The organism is Cytobacillus oceanisediminis (assembly GCF_022811925.1).
Taxonomy (GTDB): Bacteria; Bacillota; Bacilli; order Bacillales; family Cytobacillaceae; genus Cytobacillus; species Cytobacillus oceanisediminis_D.
The window spans coordinates 3574647-3595210 of the sequence record NZ_CP065511.1 but is presented as its reverse complement, the minus strand read 5'-3'; the positions used below and the strand labels follow the sequence as shown (position 1 = coordinate 3595210).

Genomic DNA, 20564 nt, shown 5'->3' with positions numbered 1-20564 from the left:
TAACGAAAAGATAATATTCAGAATAGTATAATTGTTTTTAGTCTAAAAGTACATAGCTTTTAAGCAAAATGGCAATATTTTTACAGTTTATTAGAGGGGGGTAAATCCGAGGAGGAAACAGCCGGGTATATAAAAAATAAAATAGCAAGGGGAAGCCCCCCTTACTTCTATTCTTAAACTGATTCTAATGCATCGAGAACTTTATTAAGCCAATTCAAATAAAACTCATTTAATCCTTTATAATGCTCCTGGATCAGGTTCGGAATGACGTCCTGGTAGTCATGCTTCCCTTCACTTTCTGCCTTCAGCTCGGAGATCCAGGATTTAATATGCTCCGCTGCTGCAGGGACTTCGGGTGATTCGATAAATAATAGGGCCGGATAAAGGGAGCGGGGTTCAGGCATCCGCTTTTTAAACACCTCAATGATGTCTTCTGAAAGCTGAGTTTTTCCTTCTTCAGTAATTTGGTAGACGGTACGGTTTGGGCGGTTATTCACCTGTTCCTGCTTTTCCGCCTGGATCCACTTGTGCTTTTCGAGTTTGCGGATGGCGTGATATAAATTGCCGTCCGTAACGGGGAATAGCTGATCCCATTTGTGTTCTAAAATGACTTTTTTCATTTCATAGGGATGATATTCTTTCTCTTTTAAAAGACCGAGTATCACGATTTGCATGGACATAAAAGCAGCTCCTTTTAAACAATTACTTTGCGCAAAGTAATAAATGGATTTATAATAAAGGTGAGGAGGAGATCATATGAATCTAAAGGGCAAAGTTGCATTAATTACAGGCGGTGCCGGCGGTATTGGCAAGGGCATAGCCTCAGCCATGCTGAAACATGGCGCCAAAGTTGTGATTGCAGATATCAACCGGGAAGCCGGTGAAGCGGCTGTAAAGCAATTAAGTCAGTTTGGATTGATTCATTTTATTGAAAAAGACATATCCCGAAAGGAAAATGCCGTTGAGCTTGTGCAGGAGACAATCTCACTGTATGGAAAATTGGACATCCTTGTCAACAACGCGCATGTTTCCAGACAGATGCCTTTTGTGAATACAACACTGGAAGACTTTGAATTATCCCTTAATACAGGATTTTACCCTACTGTCCATTTAATGCAAGCCTCATATGAACAGCTTAAGGAAAATAAAGGATTCGTGATTAACTTTGCTTCAGGTGCCGGCATTTCGGGCCAGGTTAACCAGGCCTCCTATGGATCTGCTAAAGAAGCGATCCGCGGTTTAACGCGAACCGTTGCAAATGAGTGGGCTAAGGATCAGATTAATGTGAATTTAATCTCACCAATTGCTTATACTGAAGGCGTGAAAAATTGGAGCGAGAACTTCCCTGATCAATATGAGCAGGTACTCAATGGAATCCCGCTTGGCCGCATGGGAGACCCTGAAAAGGATATTGGGGAAGTGGCTGTATTCTTAAGCAGCGAAAGCAGCTCCTACATTACCGGACAGACATTTATGGTAGACGGGGGAACGCAAAAGTTAACATAAGCAAAAAGAAACTGTCCGCTTGGACAGTTTCTTTGTTTAAGGATAGGTTTATCTAATCTGAAGTTAGATAACTGTCTAGCACCGGGCGCCTTCCGCTTTTCTATTGTGCAGAAAACCCGCCGTCAATAACTAGTTCAGCTCCTGTAATATAAGAAGCATCATCTGAAGCAAGGAACAATACAGCGCGTGCCACGTCATCAGCTTCACCAAGTCTTTGGAGCGGAGTTGCCTGAATTAATCTTTGCAGCACTTCACTGGATTCTGACAGGTTTTCTGTCATTGGCGTTTTAATAACTCCAGGGAAAACGGCATTAACCCTGATACCGAAACGGCCAAACTGTGTGCTTGCCGCTCTGGAGATGGCTCTGACAGCCCCTTTTGAAGCAGTGTACGTGTTTGTTCCCATTCCAACCATGGCTGTGTAGCTGGAAATATTCACAACCGCACCGCTTTGCTGTTTGACCATCTGAGGCAAAACATGCTTCATTCCTGCAAATGGACCGAACCCATTGATGCGCATCATGAGATCCCAATCTTCAATTGTCACATCATCCATAGGCTTTTCACTTGAAATGCCGGCATTATTAATAAGGACATCGATTCTGCTATGATCGGCAACGATTTCTTCCACTGCCTTTTTCCAATCATCCTCTGACATGACATTCAGCAATTTGCCTTCCACTGAATCATTTTGGCTGACAACGTCCAAGAGCTCTTTATTAATGTCCGCTGCAATAACATAAGCGCCTTCTTCGACTAAAAGCTCAGTCATTCGTTTTCCCATGCCGGATGCTCCACCAGTAACCAATACAATTTTATTATCGAATTTACCCATTATATTTCCCCCTTAATTTCTCTTTTTAAAAAGCGTTTACAAATTTAGTATAATCGATATTATACTTTGTGCAAAGTAATTAGTTCTGGAAAAATACCAAGTTTCAAGGGACTTTTCATTATTCTTGATAGAAAGGGAAAGGATTGGTATAATGAATGACAGTCAGTCACTATTGGATAAGGAGGGAATGATCTTGCAGGATCGGCCAGATGATAAATACAGTAGAATACTGAATGCTTCTATAGAGGTTATTTCTGAAAAAGGCCTTGAAAAATCCTCGGTATCAGAGATCGTTAAGAAAGCAGGCATCGCTCAGGGAACATTCTATTTATATTTTTCTTCAAAGAGTGATTTGGTTCCTGCGATCGCCAATTCACTTCTCACCAAAATACTGGATCGGATGAAGAGAAAGGTGCAGGGAGCAGAAAGCTTCTGGAGCACTTTAGATGCCGTAATTGATGAGACCTTTAAGGTTACAGATGAACATAAAGATATTATAGTACTTGTATACTCAGGACTCGCTGTCAATCATTCCCTGGAAAAATGGGAAGAGGTATATCGGCCATATTACGAATGGCTTGAGATTGAAATCAGCAAGGCAGTTCAGAAAGAAGAAATTTATGCAGACATTAATGTCAAGTGGACCTCAAGGACCATCATTAACCTGATCGAAAATGCTGCTGAAAGATATTATATTGGCGGCGAGCAGGATGAGTCCCTGACTGTTTATAAAGAAGAGCTTTTTAAATTTATCAGGAAATCATTAATCACGTGCTAAAATTATTGGACTGCTTCCAATAATTTTTCTTTAAAGAAAAATGACTGACTGTCATTCAGAGGGAGTTGAGGGCAAATGAAATGGATGTTAGTATTTGCAGCCGGCATCCTTGAAGTATTGTGGGCTTCAGGTTTAAAATATGCAGATTCAATTCTGGATTGGACGATTACCACTGTGCTGATAGCAGCAAGTTTCATATTATTAATCCGATCATATAAGGTAATTCCTGTTGCGGCGGCTTATACCGTATTCGTCGGGATTGGAACTGTAGGCACTTATATTTTAGGTGTGATAATGGGGGAGCCTTTTTCGGTAACTCAAGTATTCTTTCTGGTGATTTTATTGGCAGGAATTATTGGCATGAAGACTTTTACGAAACAGGAAAACACTGAAGCGAGAGGTGAATCTTAATGGCATGGGGATTATTGGTCCTGGCGGGGATCGAAGAAGTGATCGCCACAATCGCCATGAAATACATGGATGGAACGAGAAAGAAATGGCCGATCGTTGTAATGGTAGTTGGTTTTATTTTCTCTTTCTTCTGCTTATCTATGGCCATGCAAAGGATTCCAGCCGGTGTGGCCTATGCTATTTGGACAGGAGTAGGGAGCATTGGCATTACGCTGGCTGGTTTGTTCTGGTTTAAAGAAAAATTCGGATATAAACAATTTTTATCCCTGGCGTTTATATTAATTGGAGTTATTGGTCTGGGGTTGACATCTTAAGTACTTATTAAGCTATGATCATATCGGAAGCAGACCTGAAAAATGGGGGTCTGCTTTTTTGGTAAAAAAATTCAAAAAATTAGTTGCAAATTACAAATAATATAGCTATAATGTAACCAAGAGGTGAAAATAATGGAAAATCTTCGCAGTTTGTTTCAAGTAATGACGCGCCGTTTTGGTTTACTTAATAAGAATTGCTGCAGTGTCGGCGGTTGCGATATTTCCCTCATTCAAAGCCATATTCTTTATGAGATTGACAATCAGCATAACCCGTCCATGCAGCAGATTGCAGATACGTTAGGGACGGAAATTACTACTTTCAGCAGGCAGGTTCAGTCTTTAGTCAAGATGAATTTAGTAAAGAAAATGCCTGATCCTGCTGATAAGAGAATCAGTATTCTTTCGCTGACTGCTGAAGGCAAGTATATTGCAGGTTCAATAGATCAGCAGATGAATTCATTTTTACATGAGGTTTTTTCCCAAATGAATGAGTTTGAAAAAGAAACAGTCATCCGCTCGATTCATTTGTTAAATAATGCGATGGCAAAGTCCAGTGCATGCTGTAAGCCAATGCAGGGGTAAATCCCCTGGGTGTAATACTTGCATATTGCAAGTAAAATTAATCAATCCTAATTTGGAGAAAAGAGGAGAAAGCATGACTAATCAGAATGATCTTTTTGTTGTCAAAGGATGCTGCACGCCTAAGAAAAACGAGTCAGAAAAGTCTTCACGAAGCAAGGATGAAGGAAGAGAGTTGCCTGTTGCTATAATTGGCGCCGGACCGGTTGGGCTGGCAGCTGCTGCACACCTGGCAAGCAGGGGGAAATCATTTATTTTGCTGGAGTCGGGGAAGCAAGCTGGAGCCAATATTAAGAGCTGGGGTCATATTCGCTTATTCTCACCTTGGCGATACAATATTGATAAAGCTGCTGCCAGGTTATTAAGCGCCAATGGCTGGGTACAGCCGCAATTGGAAGCTTTGCCTTCCGGGGAGGAACTAGTTGAACAATATCTAAAGCCACTGTCAAGGTTACCTGAGATAAAGCCTTTCATTCACCTTAATACGAAAGTTTTATCAGTTGGCAGAAAAGACACCGATAAAATGAAAACTGCAAATAGGGAAAATTCCCCTTATGTCATCCATGCTGAGCAGAATGGAGAGTACAAAACATTCGAATCGAGAGCAGTAATTGATGCAGCAGGCACCTGGGGAAATCCTAATCCAGCTTCCTCAAGCGGAATATGGCTGGCTGATGAGAAGGAACTGAAGGAAAAGATATTTTATGGAATACCCGATATATTAGGGAGTGAGCAGCAGCGCTATCGGAATAAGCGCATAGCAGTTGTCGGGGGAGGCCATTCAGCGATTAATTCCTTGCTGGATTTAGCCACATTGAAAGATTCTTATCCCGAAACGGAAATTCTATGGATTATGAGAAGAAATCAGGTTGAGGATGCCTACGGAGGAGAAGAAAAAGATGCACTTGAAGCACGCGGCCGCCTCGGAAGCAGAATCCACCAATTGGTTGATAATGGTCAAGTGGAGGTCATTACTCCATTTCGCATCCAGTTGGTCAAAAAGTCAGAAACGGGAATCGAGTTAATAGGCATTCAAAATGGCAAGCCGGGCAGCCTGGATGGAATCGATGAAATGATTGTCAATACAGGAAGCCGTCCGGATTTTTCAATCATAAATGAACTCCGTACTTCCATAGATTCTTCAACTGAAAGCGTAGAAGCACTAGCACCATTAATTGATCCTAATATTCATAGCTGCGGTACGGTTCGCCCCCATGGAGAAAAGGAGTTAAGACAGCCTGAGAAGAATTTTTATATCGTGGGTTCAAAAAGCTATGGCCGTGCTCCAACCTTCTTGATGGCGACAGGCTATGAGCAGGTTAGGTCAGTGGCAGCTCATCTAAGCGGTGATATCGCCGCTGCTGAAAAAGTGGAGCTGGATTTGCCGGAAACGGGTGTTTGCAGTGTTAATCTAAAAAGCTCCTGTGATGAACCTGATTTTTCTTGTTGCAATTAATTAAAGGGGAGAATTACTTCCCTAATAAAGGTGATGCCAATGACCATCAATCATGCTGGAGCGCTCAAAAAAGAATATTTTATTTCATATATGAAATTACTCATGAATGCATTTGGTTGTTCTGTTGAGGAAGCTAAAGATAGAACGTTTGAAAGGCTGTTTCGATTGCGCGAAAGTGAAATGGGGAAGGAAACGTATACACAATTTCTTTTGGCTTATCGGGATTTACTGAATCATTCGAATGATTAAGAAAGGAGAGAATGACTTATGGCGGCTATTAAAAATCAATTATCTTCAAATCCTATAATAATAGTCGCCATAGTTACAGCTTTAAGTCTTTTAGGTGATTCCATGCTGTATATTGCCTTGCCTATTTATTGGGAAAGTGCAGGCCAGGATTCCATTTGGCAAGTAGGTGTGCTCCTATCAATAAACCGTTTCATACGATTGCCTTTTAATCCATTAGCAGGCTGGATGTATAAACATATTTCATTAAAGGCTGGCCTGATCATTGCCGTCCTGTTAGGCGGATTCACAACGATAGGCTACGGTGTTTTCGAAGGATTTGCTGCCTGGGTGATTCTCCGTGCATTATGGGGGATTGCCTGGTCATTTTTTCGAATCGGCGGATTGTCGGTTGTTGCCGTATATGCTGAAAACAATAAGCGTGGAAGTTCTATGGGCTTATATAACGGGCTCTACCGAACAGGAAGCCTGGTCGGAATGCTGATTGGGGGCTTCCTCGTTCCGATTATAGGTTTGAGCACGGTTTCAATTGCATTTGGGTTATTGTCCCTATTGGGGCTGCCTTTAATGCTGAATTCTAATATAAATCAGGATGGGGAGACTCCTGAAAAGAAAGATAGAATGGCTGAAGAGAAGCCTTTTATTGGAAAGGCCGGATATAAAGCATCCATTATTGTTTCAGGTTTTCTCATTGCCATGTTATATCAAGGAATAGTGACATCCACACTGAGTTCCTTGATTGAACATTTTTACGGAGAGAGAATATCAATATGGAATGTGGTTGTCAGTGTTACATTATTATCAGGGATAATCCAAGCGGTAAGATGGACATGGGAACCTTTTCTGGGAAGGACAGTGGGGCACTGGTCTGATGGAGCGCGGGGGAGGCTGCCGATTTTTATCGTTTCTTTAATCTCTGCAGGATTTATCTTTGGAATGGTATCCATTAGACTTCCATTAGGGCTGTGGATAGCCGTTACTCTTCTTGTGATGGCTGGAGCTACTATTTTATTAACCATTCTGGACACGATTGCCCTGGACACAGCAAAAACTGCAAACGTGGTTTCTTTCCTTACGATATACTCCATCTCTCAAGATGTGGGGGCAGCTTTAGGACCGGCGATTAGTTACATATTAATCCAATTAGAGGCTGGTTTTACATTTTTATATTGGGGCGGTTCGATCATACTGCTTATTTTAGCCGCGATTTGGACAGTTTTAGCAAAGAGGTTAAACACATTTATAAAAAAAGAGATCTATGAATCTTATTAGCGGGGGACCTGCAATGATCAGTGAGACTGTTGTTCGTTTAGCGAGAAAGACAGATTTGGAAGAGATTATGGAGATTTATAATCAGGGAATAGAAGATCGCATCGCTACATTGGAAACAGAGGCAAAAGACCTTTCCTATATGACAAACTGGTTTGAACAGCATCAAGGGCGATATTGTGTACTTGCTGCAGAAACAGGGGGTCAAGTGATAGGCTGGGCTTCTCTGAATCCGTATAGCAGCCGCTGTGCATATGATGGAGTGGCAGATCTATCAGTCTATATCTCCAGGGCATTCAGAGGCAAAGGAGCAGGCGGGAATCTGCTTTCTGCTCTAGAAATGAAAGCTAGAGAAAACAAATTCCATAAGCTGGTTTTGTTTACTTTTCCATTTAATGGTCTGGGACAGGGACTGTACAAAAAAATGGGGTATCGTGAAGTAGGTACATTTCAAAACCAGGGTGTTTTGGATGGAGCATTTGTTGATGTGATGGCTATGGAAAAACTGCTTTAAATTAAGGTGCGGCTAATAGTTTAGCCGTTTTTTTGTTGGGTTTTCTTAAAAGTTCGGTGGGATGCCAGGTTCGGACAGGATCCCCCGGATTTCCTGATTATCAGTCCGAAGTTGGACTAAGTTCGGACAGGTACTCTTGGATTTCATGATTGTCAGTCCGAAGTTAGGTTAGGTTCGGACAGGAACTCTTGGATTTCATGATTGTGAGTTCGAAGTTAGGTTAGGTTTGGACAGGATAACTCAGATTTCCAGATTATCAGTCCGAAGTTGGACTAAGTTCGGACAGGATCTCCCGGATTTCGTGATCATCAGTCCGAAGTTGGACTAAGTTCGGACAAGATCTCCCGGATTTCCTGATCATCAGTCCGAAGTTGGACTAAGTTCGGACAGGATCTTCCGGATTTCCTGATTATCAGTCCGAAGTTGGACTAGGTTCGGACAGGAACTCTTGGATTTCATGATTGTCAGTCCGAAGTTGGACAAGGTTCGGACAGGATTTCTCGGATTTCTAGTTTATGAGTCCGAAGTTGGACTAAGTTCGGACAGGATCTCTCGGATTTCCTGATCATCAGTCCGAAGTTGGACTAAGTTCGGACAGGATCTTCCGGATTTCCTGATTATCAGTCCGAAGTTGGTCAAGGTTCAGACAGGAGCTCCTAGATTTCTTCCTTTCCTGACTGAATGAATGGAGAGTGATCTTCAGTCAGCTCTTCCCGGGAACATTCCCTGTCTGAAAAAGTATAAAGTAAGGCAGCCACACAAATAAAACTTCTCGTTTTTTCAAAACCGGCAAACCAAACGAATACAGCTGAAATTAAAAACCAAACTATATGTAAAGTTTTCGTAAATAAGAAAAAACTATTTACTTATATAAGCAAATCATTATATATTAATATGTGCAAAGCGGAGGTGATAAGATCATGAGAGTGTCCACAGTTGAAATGGACAAAGCAGCATCCATTTTAAAATTATTAGGCGATAAAACGCGGCTCACAATGGTCAAACTTTTAAATAACCATGATTGTTGTGTGTGTGAGTTTGTGGAGATTTTTAAAATGAGCCAGCCAGCCATTAGCCAGCATCTCAGGAAACTAAAAGATGCAGGTGTGGTTAAGGAAACCAGGAGGGGTCAGTGGATTATTTATTCATTGAATAAGGATAGTGACTACTACCCATTGGTTCAGACTGTGCTCGATCACCTTCCAGGCCAAGATTATTTATTAGAAGAATTGGAAGAACAGGGATTGCGAATTTCCTGTGAGTAAGAGGGGGAAACACATTGACTCAAATAATTCTAGCATCGGTGATTTTCTTAGGCACCCTCATATTAGTCATTTGGCAGCCAAGAGGGCTATCCATCGGCTGGTCAGCATGCGGCGGAGCCATTCTCGCTTTAATTGCTGGGGTGGTGGACTTCAATGATGTCATAGATGTTACATCCATTGTCTGGAATGCTACATTAACCTTTATTGCCATCATCATTATCTCTCTTATTTTAGATGAAATCGGGTTTTTCGAGTGGGCCGCTTTACATATGGCGAGAGCGGCAAAGGGAAACGGAGTGAAGATGTTCATTTACGTTTCCATTTTGGGATCAGTTGTTGCAGCATTCTTTGCGAATGATGGAGCGGCACTCATTCTTACGCCAATCGTCCTTGCCATGGTGAGAAACCTTAATTTCAATGAAAAAATGGTTTTTCCGTTTATCATTGCCAGCGGATTTATTGCGGATACAACGTCCCTGCCATTGGTTGTCAGCAACCTTGTTAATATTGTCTCAGCTGATTTCTTTGGCATCGGCTTTGTGGAATATGCGTCCCGCATGATTATTCCGAACTTCTTTTCACTGGCAGCCAGCATTTTGGTCTTATTCTTATACTTTAGAAAAAGCATACCAAAGAATTATGATTTATCTCATCTGAAAAAACCAGCAGAAGCAGTTAAAGACAGCAAAATGTTCCGATTGTCTTGGCTTGTTTTAGGCATCTTATTAATAGGTTATTTTGCAAGTGAATGGATTGGTGTTCCAGTTTCATTCATCGCAGGTATTATAACGATTTTCTTCCTGATTATGGCGAGAAGAAGCCCGGCCGTGAATACACGAACTGTCATCAAGGGCGCACCATGGGCAATTGTTTTCTTTTCAATAGGCATGTATGTAGTGGTTTACGGACTAAGAAACGCGGGCCTTACAATTGTATTGGCTGATTTAATTCAAATGACAGCTGACCAGGGACTTTTTGCGGCAACGATCGGAATGGGATTCATTGCGGCCATCCTTTCTTCTGTCATGAACAATATGCCAACCGTTATGATTGATGCCCTGGCCATTGCTGATACGAATACAAGCGGAATCATGCGTGAAGCCCTTATTTATGCGAACGTGATTGGATCTGATTTAGGACCAAAAATCACGCCGATTGGTTCACTGGCAACCTTGCTTTGGCTTCATGTATTATCCTTAAAGGGAGTAAAAATCTCATGGGGAACGTACTTTAAAACAGGAATTGTTTTAACCATTCCAACATTATTTATCACATTAGTTGGTCTATATATTTGGTTACAGATAATTTAAAAAACTTACTAAAAGGAGAACTTCAACATGACTAAAAAAACAATCTACTTCCTATGCACAGGCAACTCATGCCGCAGCCAGATGGCAGAAGGATGGGCAAAGCAGCATTTAGGTGATGAATGGAATGTTTATAGTGCAGGCATTGAAGCACATGGTTTGAATCCTAACGCAGTAAAAGCAATGAAAGAAGCGGGAATTGATATTTCCAATCAGACTTCTGATATCATTGATCCTGAAATTCTAAATAATGCAGATTTGGTTGTAACGCTTTGCGGAGACGCAGCTGATAAATGCCCAATGACTCCACCTCATGTAAAGCGCGAGCACTGGGGATTTGATGATCCTGCAAAAGCAGAAGGAACAGAAGAAGAAAAGTGGGCTTTCTTCCAGCGTGTCCGTGATGAAATTGGCGGCCGCATTAAAACATTTGCCGAAACAGGAAAGTAAATAATATACTAAAAAACATCCAAAGGGAGGGAACAGGCTTGATAATCACTGACAATGCACGGGATGAATTAAGAAAAATGCTGGATGAACAAAATGCCAGCAGCGTCCGCATCTTTTTTGACGGCTATGGCTGAGGACAGCCAAGAATAGGACTGGCTCTGGATGAGCCGGCAGCAGATGATATTATAGTCACAATCAATGAAATCAAAGTAGCAATCGACCCTATTATTGAACCAAACACCGAAGACCTTGTTTTAGAGCGAAGCGGAAACGGAAGCGGGATTTCGATGATCGGAAATACGGGAAGATGCTGTTAGGAGAGGGCCTTTGGGGGCCCTTTTTTATTTGATCTAACCCATGCTCCTAAATAGATTATTCACATACATTATGGTAACTAGCATTTAGGAGTGAATGTTTGTGTATTATTCATATAATCCGTACTTGCATCACTATAGTAACAGCCATGTTAACCATCAGGCTTCTCGAAGTAATCATTTCAACAGAGCAAGAGCAAGCTTTTCCAAAGAGGAAGCAGCAGCCATTGCATTACTGTTAGGAATCAATTTTACAAAAAGCAGGTTTGATTTGAACGAATTCTGGATGGGCGTAAATATAGAACTTGAACATGGGAAACAGTCAAGCCAATCTGACGTTACAGGAGATGACCCGCTTCTTACGGGAAAAATTGCATTGGCGCATCTTAACGAGTTTCCTGACTATTATAAGAGGTTAAAAGTTCTGGAAGCAGAAGCTAAAACCTATTGGAATTTATTGCAGAATAGGTAACTAAAACAAAAAAGCAATGCAGCCTCCAAAAGAGGATTGCATTGCTTTTTTAACTTAACGTTCCGAAGTTTTTTCAGTCAAAAAGGTAATAGCCACAAACAGTGCAAAGGCTAGCAGAAGCAAGGTTCCGCCCACTATGAAGAAGACCAGAACAAGCGTATCTCCTAAATTAAATGGATTTAATGTATACATCCACATTCCGATTGTCAATCCGAGTGATCCTGCCATTCCAAGTATGCTGTGAATAGAAACAAGCTTTTTATATTTTACGCGGTATACTTTATAAAAGATTCCCCATGCAAATACGGAAAGCCATCCTACCAGCAGGATGTGGGCATGAATTGGCCTTAAAGAATAATCCATCTGCCCGGACATATGCGATCCAAGATAGGTCCCGATAATGCCAAAGATGGCTGCAAATCTTATTAATCTGATGCTCCATTTTTGTTCCATAGTTTTTTATTCCTCCCGATGTTTCTCCCTGAAAAATGTAATGGTAAAAGTGGTTCCTTTTCCAGCCTGGCTGTCTGCCCTGATTTCCCCATTATGCAGCTCGATAATCTGTTTCACAATCGAAAGCCCGAGTCCTGTGCCATCTTTCTTTCTTGCCGAGTCCACCCGGTAAAAGCGGTCGAAAATCTGGCTGATCTTATCCTCGGAAATTCCGATCCCGGTGTCTTTAAAAACGACTTCAATGGCTGATTCGGTTTGAGACAGGCTGATCAAAATGCTTCCGCCATGAGAGTTATATTTTATCGCATTTGTCAGCAGGTTGTCCCAGATATTCACCATCAGCTCTGGATCTCCCTTAAAAATGACAGGCGATAGCTTATATGAAACCTCAATTTCCTTTTCCTCCAGCCGCCATTGATGCCTGCGGATGGTTTCCTTGATTTGTTCGTCCAATTTTACTTCTGAAAGCTTCATCGGATACGATTTCTGGTCAAGGGAAGTCAGAAGCAAAAGCTGTTTGGTCAGATTGGAGAGCCGCTTCGACTCCTGATCGATAATCTGTACATATTCGAAATGTTCTTCGTCTGACAGCTTCTGTGTCTGCAGAAGTTCTGCATACCCTTGAATATTCATAAGAGGGGACTGAAAGTCATGAGACACATTGTTGATGAACGACTTGCGTGCCTCGTCATTGTGCTGCAGCTGATCCTGCATGCGGCTGAAGCTTTCTGCCAGCTGCCCAATTTCATCCCTGCGATCAATATTCAATGGGAAGTTGAAATTCTCCCGGGTGATTTCCCTGGTCGCTTCCGTCAGCTTTGTTATCGGCTTGATAAGATGCTTGGCGAACCAGATCACCCCAGTGATGCTGACTACGGCAATGGCGACAAAGAACCACGCGAAAATCATATGAATGTCCGAGAAGAGCAGCTTATTATTCGGGCGAAGGAAAAGCCCGTAATTCTGATCGTTCATGGTAAAAGGGACCCCGACGGTATTTTCCAGATCGTTTGAAAAATGGCCCATCATCAGAAATTGGCCGGCAAAGCTATCCATACCATGATAGACTTCCTGATCGGTCAGCACTTTTGTAGCTTCCTCAGGCAGTTCGGTCCTATTGAACGGCTGCCCGAAGAATTCCCCTTCACCCGATTCCGTCACGATATAGAGCTGATAGCCGAGCTTGCTCATGGAATTTAAGTAAGTTTCATAAGCAGGGCCAGAGGAATGCATATGCTCCAGGCCATTAGCGATTTCCTCTGCAATCACAACATTTTGCCTGTCGATTTTCCCCTTTGTCGAAGTCATATAGACCCAATTGGTTAAACTGAACGAAAGCACGATGCTTATGGCTAAGATCACAAGTGTGGCTGCAATGAATTTCCTGTAGAGAGTCTTCATTTTATTTCCTCGAGCTTATACCCAATGCCGCGAACTGTCTGGATCTCAACGGTTGCCCGGTATTTTTTCAAACGGTCGCGAATTCGGTTGATGTGGGTATTTAAAGTCTGTTCGCTGCCCTCATAATCCGCTCCCCAAGCCTGTTCGATCAATGCAGCCCGCTGGGTGATTTTATTTTTTCGTGCCGAAAGCAAGCTGAGCAGCTCAAATTCCTTTAATGGAAAAAGGATGGTCTCCTGATTGATTTCCACTTCAAAGCTTTTTCTGTCAATTAACAGGTTTCCGGCTTTGACGACTGTTTCCATCGCCCGCTCGGCTCTTCTTAACACGACGGCTACCCGGAAAAGGAGCTCCTTCACTTCAAACGGCTTTACAATATAATCTTCAGATCCGGATAAAAAGCCCTGCTCTTTATCACTGAGCTGCCCCTTCGCCGTTAAAAGAATAACAGGGATTCCGAAGTCATCTGTCAGAAGCCTGGTGAGTTCGAATCCATCCATACCAGGCATCATAACATCGACAACCGCTAAATCCGCGGTTTGTTCTTCTAAGAGTGCTAATGCTTCTTGAGCATTGTTTGCGCGCAGAACTTGATAGCCTTCACGATTTAGATGAATCGTGACGAGTTTCTGTATATTCACATCATCGTCTACGACAAGTATTTTCATTATTGGGCCTCCTCACAGGGGAATAGGGAGGGACCCTCTCTCTATTCCGAAATTTTTTGCCCGGAAGTCTCCTTGTCTTTTTCAAAAAACAGAATTAATGCCGGAAGCAGCATCCCCCTAACAAGGAAGGTGTCAATCAATATTCCCATGGCAACGATGAAACCAAAAACGAATAAGTCCGCAATCGGCATGGTCATCAGGGCAGCAAATGTAGCAGCCAGGATGAGGCCAGCCGAAGAAATGACGCCGCCGGTATTCCCGATGGCAATTTCAAGTGCGTCTTTGACTCTATGTGTCTTCCTTTCCTCGATAAAGCGTGAAACAAGGATGATGTTATAATCAATCCCCAATGCTACAAGGAAAATGAATGAATAGACAGGCACACGCGAACTGATGGATTCAAAGCCGAATAATACATCAACAAGGAATATCCCCAGTCCTAAAGCTGAGACAAATGAGAGCAGAATGGTTGCCATCATGTAGATCGGCATCTTGATGGATTTCGTAAGTGCAAATAACAGCGCAAGAATCAGAACCGTCTCAAGCAGAACAATTTTTATTATATCACCGTTGTTGACATCCTGTTCGTCCACTATTTTCGCAGTGACCCCGCTGTAGTAAGATTCAGCTTCCACACCAGCTTCTTTCAGCAGCGCAGGTGTGTCGTCACGCAAATTTTCCATAAAGGTTATGGCTTCAGTTGAATAGGGATTAATGGAAAATGCGACACTCATTTTTGCAGCCTTGCCGTCTTCTGAGAGTGCTGACAGGCGGGCAGAAGCTATTTCATCAAATCCCTGCAGCTTATCGGTTATCGCACTTGCATCGGTTTCATTCAATTTTTGATCACTGACAATCAGAAGTGTAGAAGGAGCCAGTTCTCCTTTATCAAATCTGGATTCGACTATTTCATAGCCGACACGGGATGGCAGGTCATCCGGGAATTTTTTAACCATATCAAATTCATAATCAAGGTTAAAAATATTTAACGCTGTGATAAGCATAAAAATGCCGACAATTCCGCCTGAGAGGCCCGGCTTGTTCACCACGAATCTGGCAATTGGCCCCCAGACTTTATGTTTAACTTCTGTTTCAGTTCCGTATTGAGGAACTTTCGGCCAAAAAGCCTTGCGCCCGAACAGGGTGAATAAAGCTGGAACCAGCGTAATTGATGCGAGCATGATAAAAAACATTGCTGTTCCGAAAATAGGAGCAAAGTTCTGATAATCCCGGAAATCCGCGAAAAACAGAACCAGCATGGCCGCAAGAACGGTTCCGCCCGCAAAGAAAACAGGCTCGCCTGTTGCGCGCATCGCATGCTTCATTGCTTCATATTTGTTTTCGTAATGGTTGAGCTCCTCGCGATAACGGGAGAAAACAAATAATGAATAATCAATAACAGCAGCAAACAGCAAAATGCTCATGATCGAGGTCGTCTGGCTGTTAACCTCCAGTCCGCCAGCACCCATGAAAGCTATACTTTGGTTTACAACCTGGTAGACAATCGCCGTTGCCAGAAGCGGTATGACTGCAAGCAGTGGTGATCGGTAAATCGCTATAAGCAATACAAGAATAATGAGAACAGTGGCAATCAGGAGAACAAAGTCCGCCTGTTCAAAAAGCTTGACCGTATCTCCGGCAATGCCGGCTGGACCGGTAATATAAAATGCAGTACTTTCAAGATCCTCTGCAATTTTATTTCCGACCTCTGAAGCATGGTCGTTGATCTCGGCATACTGGTCATTGCCAAGTCCGTTTTCAAGCTCCATTGGCACAATCATCGTGGACTTATCTTCAGAAATGAAAGAACCCAAGGCTTGAGGCGGCAGCTTGCTGATATCGATAATTGTCTTGATTCCATCGATGTCTTCAAGCATGATCCCTTCTAATATCTGTTTAACTTCTTCGATATCGACCTCGCCATTTTCATTATGGAAAACCAGGATGCCAGGAGTTCCTTGTTTGTTTGGAAAATATTCCTCTGTTTTATTTTCGGCAATAATGGATTTCGCCTCATCAGGAAGTGACTGGAAATTATTTGTTTTATAATCGCCAAGCTTTGGACCTGCACTTAAGCCAATCATCAGCACAAGCCAGGCGATAATGGTAATCCACATTCCCCGTTTGGTGGAAACCCAATCTGTAATTGAATGCAGCAGTTTTTTCACATGAATGCCTCCTTAACTTATTTCAATGCCTATCTTACAAAATGAAAATAAACTTAAGATCAACTTTTGTTTACATTTAGCAAATGCGTATGAAATAAGCGGTTTGTAAAGAAAATACAATTATATGAAGGCAGCCTGGTTAGGGGGGCCATATCAGAAATTAAATAGCGGGGTGATGGATGATGACGGTAAATGAGACTATTCTGCGGGTAACCATTGCGTTTTTAGTACTCTTTTTATTAGCAAGGCTGATGGGACGAAAGGAAATTGGCCAAATGACTTTTTTCAACTGGACAACTGCCATTGGAATCGGATCTATCGCTGGAAACCTTGCTGTGAATGAAAGCACGCTTATCAAAGATGGGGTAATCGCATTGATTATTTGGACTCTTTTCACCATAATGCTGGATATGATCGACCTTAAATCAAAACAGGGAAGAAGAGTCACAACGGGTGATCCATTGATTGTCATTAAGGCTGGCAGGATAATGGAAGGGGCACTCAAAGAATCGAGGGTGGATCTTGATGAGCTTCAGGCATTATTAAGGCAGAAGGATATATTTTCTCTTAAGAATGTTGATTACGCAATCTTGGAGACAAACGGAGAATTATCTATTTTGAAAAAGGAAAGCGAACAGCCGGTTACGAAGAGGGATCTAAACATTAGCAGACCAAAAAAAGTCCTTTTTCCTTTGCCTACAGAAGTCATCTCTGATGGAAAAGTCAACACAGAAAACCTTTCAAAATTAAAAATTGATAGGAATTGGCTTGACAGAGAACTGCAAAAAGAGAATATCCAATCAATCGAAGATGTATTTTTTGCACAAGTTCAGCAGGATGGCACTCTTTATATTGATACAAAAAACAAATAGAGAACAGAAGCGGCTTCCGTCCTCCTATTTATTCTTTGAAGTTTTCAGAAGACGATGAAAGGGGCATTTCGAGATCGTGGTGTCATCGTCCCGAAGGAAATATTGCTTCCATTCAAAATTGTCATTGGCGCCATAACTGTTCAGGTCAGGATGGATGGAGACGGCATCATATCTTTGCAGCCGTTTGCGGATTTGATTTTTAAGGCGGGATGCTAATGTTTCCTTTTTCATGAACTCCTGCAGAACCCACCTCGGTGTGATGGCGAGCATCATCGTATCAAAATGCCGGCTCTGCCGATTTTTATGCGCAGGGGTGGCACAATAGACAAAGTACTTTTCTCCGTGAAAGCAAAACTCCCAAAGTGGATCATGCGGGTCTTTTGGGATTTCGTTTGGCCACTCAGCATGATCCATCTCAGATAACCCTGTGAGCTGCTCCCAAAAAAGCTGCTCATATTCCTCCACACTCAAATCATCCCTTGTATTGTAAAAAATGATCAGCGAAGTGTAGCTTCCGAATTCTCTTGAATGTATAGAGAATTCCTTCAGCATGGCTTCGGTATGCTGAATGGAGGCAGGATCCCTTGGATCGTCCGCAAACCCATAACGGAGCTGATTTTTGGCAAACCCGATAGTTGCAGGTATGCAGGGGAAAGGCCTTTCTTTATCCGTCATCTTTGTCTGAAATCTATCAAAAGCAATCTGCTGCCAATCTTCTAAACTATGCATGCGGGAGGAGTTCGCAGTATATAGACTGTTGATCTTAGTCACCCCCTTCTGACTCCTACACTATATTCAAAATGGGATAAGGCAGGTGAGTGTCCATGGTGAAAATGGGCGGACAGAGGTGGTGACGGTGAGATGGCGTCGAAAGAAATGGAGTGGTCGGAAAATGGTAGCAATGGTGCAGCGATAACGATGAAAAATCCAGTAATCAAGAAAAATGGTAGTTAATCAGAAGGATTAACGCCGAAAAATCCGTGAGGCAAGCGTAAATGGTAGTTAATCAGAAGGGTTAACGACGAAAAATCCAGAGACCAATGAAAAATGGTAGTTAAACAAAAGGAATAACGACCAAAAATCCGAGAGGCAAGCGAAAGTGGTAGTTAATCAGAACGATTAACGACAAAAAATCGAAGTGCCGAACGAAAATGGTAGTTAATCAGAATGTATAAAGACTAAATGCCGGCAGGCCAAGAAAAATGGTAGTTAATCGAAATATTTAACGAAGATAATGCCGCGGCCCAAATCGTAGTTAATCACAACTCTCCCTCAAATTATCTTAAATAATTTTAAATTAAGAGGTTTATCTAAAACACGCACGGGTAAAGAAATATGTTTAGGATGAAGCGGACCCATTCTTAATGGATTAAATCTAAGTACTATAGGGGGAGAACATGAGTAATCAGATGCGTCTTTTAGGGGAAAAGATTTTAAGAGAGAAAGATATGATAGCGAAAAATCTGCATAGGGATCGAATGATCGGTGTAGAGATGACGGAAATCGAGAGAATGCAGGCTGACAAAATGGAAGCGCAGATTATTCAGATTCGTGCTGAGTTTATTGGATTGTTCGGTGAAGCTTTACTGAACCATGATAATAAAGATAAAACGATGGAAAAGATTGAGAAATGGTGCAAGGAGACAGGAGAATATTTCTTTAAGCTTGGAATCCCTTTGGATGAAGCTTTAAAGGATGCGGGTTATTATCGGAAACATATCTGGAAATCTTTAGAGGAATCTATGATGGAGCTTGAGATGCCGGCAGCAGAGGTTTTTAAGGTTATCTATTTGATAGATCCCCTGCTGGATCATTCCATCCATTGCTTCAGCATGTCTTATGTCAAATACCATCAGGTAACACTCGAAAATGCAAAGCAGGCTTTCCTTGAGTTATCTGTCCCGGTTGTTCCGCTTTCAAAAGGGGTTGGCATCCTGCCGTTAATTGGCAACATTGATACAGAGAGAGCGCGGCTTCTGATGGAAGAAACGTTAAAACAGTCTGCGAACCTGAAGCTGTCGCATTTAATTTTAGACATTTCAGGCGTGATGATTGTCGATACGATGGTGGCAGATCAGCTGTTTAAAGTAATTGAAGCACTCTCGCTGATTGGGGTAAAAACGATCATTACCGGAATCCGTCCGGAAGTGGCGCAGACGATAGTCACGCTGGGCATTAAGCTGAATGGCATTCAGGTAAAAGCCAATGTGTATCAGGCTTTTGAAGAGCTGCATGCGTGAGCACAAGAAAAAGCAGAGGAATTCAAATTGAATTTACTCTGCTTTTTTGATTTATCCTGATCCAAAAATAGAAATAGTAATGTCAACACTCTTTTCAATTTCCGGAATAAAACACATTCCTATCCCATAAAACTTCCCCTTAAAGGTTAACATAATTTTCCCTCTTTACCGTGTATAAAATCTCGTTTTTCCGCATATTATCCGTGTTAATTTTCGCGGCCGTGAATACAATGAATGAAACAGCACTTCAATGCATATTGAGGGGTGATGACATCATGTTTTCGGTAACGGGTATGCAGGGATTTGAAATGTTTTCGCTTATGCACCTTGTTACACTGATTCTTTTCTTTTTTACCGCCTGGTGGCTGGTGTATTACAGTCAGGTGCTTATGGCCTATCAGAAAATCATAAAATGGGTGCTGTTTGGTGCGCTGCTGGCTTGTGAAGTGACGCATCATATATGGCTGGTTCTGACAAATCAGTGGGATGTGGCAGATCTGCCTCTCCAGCTATGTTCTTTGAGCACTTTCATTGCTCTTTACCTGTTTTTAAAGCCTAATAAAAAGGCTTTTTGGCTGCTGTATTTTATTGGTACAATTCCTCCAATTTTAAGCATGGTGACACCTGATATGGTTTACCAATTTCCTCATTACCGCTACATCAAATACTTTCTTCATCATTCAGCCATTCCGCTTGCCGTATTCTATTTTATTTTGTTTGAAGGATACAGGGTTCCTAAGAAAGCAGTGCTGACAGGCTTTTTAACACTCAACGTAATTGCGGTGCCAGTCTTCTTTTTGAATATGCTGCTTGGGACAAATTTCTTCTATTTAGCCAGCCCGACAGAAACAAAAACCCTGCTGTCGTTTTTCGGGAACGGTGTCTGGTACTATGTAACGCTTGAAGCTGCTGCGCTGCTTGTCTTTTTTATTACTTATTTACCGATGCAATACATGCAGGCAGCTGAACAAAAAAGGATCCGCGGAAAATGAAGCCTTAATCCTGCGGGATTAGGGCTTTTTTCTTTAAACCATATATAATGTAAG

The 20564-nt window shown here is 42.0% G+C and carries 23 protein-coding genes; 16 read left to right on the top strand and 7 right to left on the bottom strand.

From position 1 onward, the window contains the following. Nucleotides 1-173 precede the first annotated feature (173 nt). Nucleotides 174-680, bottom strand: coding sequence for a PadR family transcriptional regulator (locus tag IRB79_RS17960; protein WP_243503802.1), 507 nt, complete (start codon nt 678-680; stop codon nt 174-176). 76 nt (nt 681-756) lie between these two features. Between IRB79_RS17960 and IRB79_RS17955 the strand changes: the two genes are divergently transcribed. Beyond that, entirely contained in the window at nt 757-1506 is a 750-nt protein-coding gene (locus IRB79_RS17955) for an SDR family NAD(P)-dependent oxidoreductase (RefSeq protein WP_243503801.1), read from the top strand. A 100-nt stretch (nt 1507-1606) separates the two neighbouring features. Here the strand turns inward: IRB79_RS17955 and IRB79_RS17950 are convergent, their stop codons facing one another. After that, entirely contained in the window at nt 1607-2341 is a 735-nt protein-coding gene (locus tag IRB79_RS17950) for an SDR family NAD(P)-dependent oxidoreductase (protein ID WP_243503800.1), read from the bottom strand. Nucleotides 2342-2534: 193 nt separating this feature from the next. Between IRB79_RS17950 and IRB79_RS17945 the strand changes: the two genes are divergently transcribed. The 12 genes from IRB79_RS17945 to IRB79_RS17890 all read left to right on the top strand — a co-directional run bounded on the left by IRB79_RS17945 (nt 2535) and on the right by IRB79_RS17890 (nt 11716). Next, nucleotides 2535-3119, top strand: a complete 585-nt coding sequence (locus IRB79_RS17945) for a TetR/AcrR family transcriptional regulator (protein ID WP_243503798.1) — start codon at nt 2535-2537, stop codon at nt 3117-3119. A 75-nt stretch (nt 3120-3194) separates the two neighbouring features. After that, complete coding sequence (locus IRB79_RS17940) at nt 3195-3530, top strand: DMT family transporter (RefSeq protein ID WP_243503797.1); 336 nt, start codon at nt 3195-3197, stop codon at nt 3528-3530. Then, on the top strand, nt 3530-3844 hold the full coding sequence (locus tag IRB79_RS17935; RefSeq protein ID WP_243503796.1) for a DMT family transporter: 315 nt from the start codon (nt 3530-3532) through the stop codon (nt 3842-3844). Before IRB79_RS17940 ends, IRB79_RS17935 begins: the two co-directional genes overlap by 1 nt. A 132-nt stretch (nt 3845-3976) precedes the next feature. Then, nucleotides 3977-4426 carry a MarR family winged helix-turn-helix transcriptional regulator gene (locus IRB79_RS17930; protein WP_243503795.1) on the top strand — a complete coding sequence of 150 codons (450 nt, stop codon included), beginning with the start codon at nt 3977-3979 and terminating at the stop codon, nt 4424-4426. A 73-nt stretch (nt 4427-4499) separates the two neighbouring features. Continuing rightward, nucleotides 4500-5879 (top strand): FAD-dependent oxidoreductase, encoded by a 1380-nt coding sequence (locus IRB79_RS17925; RefSeq protein ID WP_243503794.1) that lies wholly within the window; start codon nt 4500-4502, stop codon nt 5877-5879. A 39-nt stretch (nt 5880-5918) separates the two neighbouring features. Beyond that, nucleotides 5919-6128 (top strand): hypothetical protein, encoded by a 210-nt coding sequence (locus IRB79_RS17920; RefSeq protein ID WP_243503793.1) that lies wholly within the window; start codon nt 5919-5921, stop codon nt 6126-6128. An 18-nt stretch (nt 6129-6146) separates the two neighbouring features. Further along, nucleotides 6147-7397 (top strand): MFS transporter, encoded by a 1251-nt coding sequence (locus IRB79_RS17915; RefSeq protein ID WP_243503792.1) that lies wholly within the window; start codon nt 6147-6149, stop codon nt 7395-7397. Between the two features lie 13 nt (nt 7398-7410). After that, nucleotides 7411-7908 carry an arsinothricin resistance N-acetyltransferase ArsN1 family A gene (locus tag IRB79_RS17910; protein WP_243503791.1) on the top strand — a complete coding sequence of 166 codons (498 nt, stop codon included), beginning with the start codon at nt 7411-7413 and terminating at the stop codon, nt 7906-7908. Between the two features lie 920 nt (nt 7909-8828). Next, nucleotides 8829-9173, top strand: a complete 345-nt coding sequence (locus IRB79_RS17905; RefSeq protein ID WP_243503788.1) for an ArsR/SmtB family transcription factor — start codon at nt 8829-8831, stop codon at nt 9171-9173. 14 nt (nt 9174-9187) lie between these two features. Next, nucleotides 9188-10483 (top strand): arsenic transporter, encoded by a 1296-nt coding sequence (locus IRB79_RS17900; RefSeq protein ID WP_252215313.1) that lies wholly within the window; start codon nt 9188-9190, stop codon nt 10481-10483. A gap of 27 nt (nt 10484-10510) precedes the next feature. Beyond that, complete coding sequence (arsC, locus tag IRB79_RS17895) at nt 10511-10930, top strand: arsenate reductase (thioredoxin) (RefSeq protein ID WP_243503787.1); 420 nt, start codon at nt 10511-10513, stop codon at nt 10928-10930. Nucleotides 10931-11347: 417 nt separating this feature from the next. Continuing rightward, nucleotides 11348-11716, top strand: coding sequence for a DUF5661 family protein (locus tag IRB79_RS17890; RefSeq protein ID WP_243503786.1), 369 nt, complete (start codon nt 11348-11350; stop codon nt 11714-11716). Nucleotides 11717-11770: 54 nt separating this feature from the next. On the opposite strand, the gene IRB79_RS17885 is transcribed toward IRB79_RS17890, so the two are convergent. Genes IRB79_RS17885 through IRB79_RS17870 form a run of 4 tightly spaced genes read right to left on the bottom strand, consistent with a single transcriptional unit; the run spans nt 11771 to nt 16406 of the window. Further along, complete coding sequence (locus tag IRB79_RS17885) at nt 11771-12169, bottom strand: hypothetical protein (RefSeq protein ID WP_243503785.1); 399 nt, start codon at nt 12167-12169, stop codon at nt 11771-11773. A 6-nt stretch (nt 12170-12175) separates the two neighbouring features. Next, a complete protein-coding gene (locus IRB79_RS17880; RefSeq protein WP_243503783.1) occupies nt 12176-13570 on the bottom strand; it encodes a sensor histidine kinase in 1395 nt (464 codons plus the stop codon). Next, on the bottom strand, nt 13567-14238 hold the full coding sequence (locus IRB79_RS17875; protein WP_243503782.1) for a response regulator transcription factor: 672 nt from the start codon (nt 14236-14238) through the stop codon (nt 13567-13569). The genes IRB79_RS17880 and IRB79_RS17875 overlap by 4 nt, the downstream gene beginning before the upstream one ends. Before the next feature lie 41 nt (nt 14239-14279). Next, on the bottom strand, nt 14280-16406 hold the full coding sequence (locus tag IRB79_RS17870; protein WP_243503781.1) for an MMPL family transporter: 2127 nt from the start codon (nt 16404-16406) through the stop codon (nt 14280-14282). Nucleotides 16407-16588: 182 nt separating this feature from the next. Between IRB79_RS17870 and IRB79_RS17865 the strand changes: the two genes are divergently transcribed. After that, nucleotides 16589-17278, top strand: coding sequence for a YetF domain-containing protein (locus IRB79_RS17865; protein WP_243509525.1), 690 nt, complete (start codon nt 16589-16591; stop codon nt 17276-17278). Between the two features lie 24 nt (nt 17279-17302). Here the strand turns inward: IRB79_RS17865 and IRB79_RS17860 are convergent, their stop codons facing one another. Then, nucleotides 17303-18007 (bottom strand): YqcI/YcgG family protein, encoded by a 705-nt coding sequence (locus IRB79_RS17860; protein WP_431833444.1) that lies wholly within the window; start codon nt 18005-18007, stop codon nt 17303-17305. 668 nt (nt 18008-18675) lie between these two features. Here IRB79_RS17860 and IRB79_RS17855 point away from each other — a divergent pair. After that, nucleotides 18676-19518, top strand: a complete 843-nt coding sequence (locus IRB79_RS17855) for an STAS domain-containing protein (protein ID WP_197200877.1) — start codon at nt 18676-18678, stop codon at nt 19516-19518. Nucleotides 19519-19793: 275 nt separating this feature from the next. Beyond that, on the top strand, nt 19794-20510 hold the full coding sequence (locus IRB79_RS17850; RefSeq protein ID WP_243503780.1) for a YwaF family protein: 717 nt from the start codon (nt 19794-19796) through the stop codon (nt 20508-20510). Nucleotides 20511-20564 lie beyond the last annotated feature (54 nt).

Coding starts and splice junctions, on each gene's coding strand:
- IRB79_RS17865 (WP_243509525.1), top strand. CDS start 16,589: ATGACGGTAAATGAGACTATTCTGCGGGTAACCATTGCGTTTTTAGTA.
- IRB79_RS17925 (WP_243503794.1), top strand. CDS start 4,500: ATGACTAATCAGAATGATCTTTTTGTTGTCAAAGGATGCTGCACGCCT.
- IRB79_RS17910 (WP_243503791.1), top strand. CDS start 7,411: ATGATCAGTGAGACTGTTGTTCGTTTAGCGAGAAAGACAGATTTGGAA.
- IRB79_RS17880 (WP_243503783.1), bottom strand. CDS start 13,570: ATGAAGACTCTCTACAGGAAATTCATTGCAGCCACACTTGTGATCTTA.
- IRB79_RS17850 (WP_243503780.1), top strand. CDS start 19,794: ATGTTTTCGGTAACGGGTATGCAGGGATTTGAAATGTTTTCGCTTATG.
- IRB79_RS17860 (WP_431833444.1), bottom strand. CDS start 18,007: ATGCATAGTTTAGAAGATTGGCAGCAGATTGCTTTTGATAGATTTCAG.
- IRB79_RS17930 (WP_243503795.1), top strand. CDS start 3,977: ATGGAAAATCTTCGCAGTTTGTTTCAAGTAATGACGCGCCGTTTTGGT.
- IRB79_RS17885 (WP_243503785.1), bottom strand. CDS start 12,169: ATGGAACAAAAATGGAGCATCAGATTAATAAGATTTGCAGCCATCTTT.
- arsC (WP_243503787.1), top strand. CDS start 10,511: ATGACTAAAAAAACAATCTACTTCCTATGCACAGGCAACTCATGCCGC.
- IRB79_RS17875 (WP_243503782.1), bottom strand. CDS start 14,238: ATGAAAATACTTGTCGTAGACGATGATGTGAATATACAGAAACTCGTC.
- IRB79_RS17960 (WP_243503802.1), bottom strand. CDS start 680: ATGTCCATGCAAATCGTGATACTCGGTCTTTTAAAAGAGAAAGAATAT.
- IRB79_RS17940 (WP_243503797.1), top strand. CDS start 3,195: ATGAAATGGATGTTAGTATTTGCAGCCGGCATCCTTGAAGTATTGTGG.
- IRB79_RS17905 (WP_243503788.1), top strand. CDS start 8,829: ATGAGAGTGTCCACAGTTGAAATGGACAAAGCAGCATCCATTTTAAAA.
- IRB79_RS17950 (WP_243503800.1), bottom strand. CDS start 2,341: ATGGGTAAATTCGATAATAAAATTGTATTGGTTACTGGTGGAGCATCC.
- IRB79_RS17915 (WP_243503792.1), top strand. CDS start 6,147: ATGGCGGCTATTAAAAATCAATTATCTTCAAATCCTATAATAATAGTC.
- IRB79_RS17955 (WP_243503801.1), top strand. CDS start 757: ATGAATCTAAAGGGCAAAGTTGCATTAATTACAGGCGGTGCCGGCGGT.
- IRB79_RS17935 (WP_243503796.1), top strand. CDS start 3,530: ATGGCATGGGGATTATTGGTCCTGGCGGGGATCGAAGAAGTGATCGCC.
- IRB79_RS17855 (WP_197200877.1), top strand. CDS start 18,676: ATGAGTAATCAGATGCGTCTTTTAGGGGAAAAGATTTTAAGAGAGAAA.
- IRB79_RS17920 (WP_243503793.1), top strand. CDS start 5,919: ATGACCATCAATCATGCTGGAGCGCTCAAAAAAGAATATTTTATTTCA.